This window comes from Stenotrophomonas sp. 2YAF26, from assembly GCF_052114625.1.
In the GTDB taxonomy this organism is placed as follows: Bacteria; Pseudomonadota; Gammaproteobacteria; order Xanthomonadales; family Xanthomonadaceae; genus Stenotrophomonas; species Stenotrophomonas indicatrix.
Genome location: NZ_JBFRFC010000035.1, coordinates 1 through 1,372, shown reverse-complemented (window position 1 = coordinate 1,372; position 1,372 = coordinate 1). Strand labels below are relative to the sequence as shown.

Here is a 1,372-nt window from a genome sequence, read left to right as displayed (position 1 = left end):
GTTCCCAGGCCAACTGCCCACAAGGCACGATTCTTGTCGTCGCGCAGGTTGCCGTCATCAAGCACTTTGATCGCATCGATGCTCGACAGGCCTACCTGCATCCAGGCAAGGCTCTTGTCGATCTGGTCCTCCGGCGAATCATTCTTGCCGGTCACCACATAGGTGATCCTGCTTTTCGCACTCTTGACCAGATCAACTCGACTTCACCAAACAGACTCAAACCGCTGCGAACTCAAATCTCTAGAACGACCAAGCCTAATACTTCTCAAACTCCGGCTTCGTACAGTCAGAATAAAATACCGAGCACTTTCCACCTTTAGAATCCACGCATTGCTGCTCGGCACTTTTCTTGGCCAGCCTCAAAGTTTCTCCGCCAGCCACACCGGAGCGCGAACCGGACCCGAACGTACTGGGCACAACCCATACGGCGCAGTGATTAGTGTAAGTGAGCAGCAGCTTGCAATCTGCGGCCCCTTCAGAGCCGCACTTCCGCTTTGCCTCAGCTTCGGCGTCCTCTTGAGAGTAACGTCCAGTTGCGACACCCGCTGCTGATGTAGAACTGGAAAAGGCAATGGAACCCCAGGTTGAATGCCACTTCCCCGTCGGTTGTGGAGGCAGGGCCGGCCCCTGATCTGCACCTTGGCTAGCATTCGCCCCGGGAATCGGCGCGCACCCGCTCACTCCCTGCCCGCCAATTGGATAATAGCCAGGGGGGCAGCTTCCACCTTCGGCAAACACGCTTGACGAACAGGCAATGGATACCAACGCAACGATGAATGCCAAACAGTGAATGCTCTTCATATCGAACCTCTTAACAAATTTCCAAACACCCAACCTACTGTTTGGATCCAGCCTTACCCAGCCACCCGGTATTCTGGGCCGACACTTCGTTCTGGCCCTGCAACCTAGGCATGGAATCGGTGGTGGCGCTATTTGCATGGGTTGAATCCCCCCGAGGTGCACTCGGATTGTAACTACCCGGCGGCTGTCCATTCGCACTCGGCGCAGCAGCCACCGGACTACCGCCTATCTGCGAATATGCCATGAAGCCACCCAGCGTGCCCTGGAAGAACATCGCCGCCATTGGGGGCGCAGTCAGGATCAGCGTCGTGAGGATCAATCCCATACCACCCTGCTGGAGCGCTTGGCTGGTCATGTCGACACTGCCATTGGGATCCAGCAGGTACTTGTCGATCAGCGCACTGGTCCAGAACGCAGCAGACACGCGGATCACCATATCCAGCGCGATGGAGATCATCGCCGCCAACACGGCCATCGAGAACATCGTGCCGATGCCGTAGAACAGCCACTTCTGAAACAACTGCTTGGTCTGATCGAACAGCAGACACAGGATGAACAGCGGCCCCAGCAG

Annotated in this window: 2 protein-coding genes; both read right to left on the bottom strand. The window is 56.6% G+C overall.

Annotation, left to right across the window (positions count from 1 at the left end):
- Positions 1–255: 255 nt before the first annotated feature.
- Positions 256–801, bottom strand: coding sequence for a DUF4189 domain-containing protein (locus AB4Y98_RS20650; protein ID WP_223495484.1), 546 nt, complete (start codon positions 799–801; stop codon positions 256–258).
- A 34-nt stretch (positions 802–835) separates the two neighbouring features.
- Positions 836–1,372 (bottom strand): type IV secretion system protein (locus tag AB4Y98_RS20645; protein ID WP_442245042.1); only part of this gene is annotated, 537 nt, incomplete at its 5' end.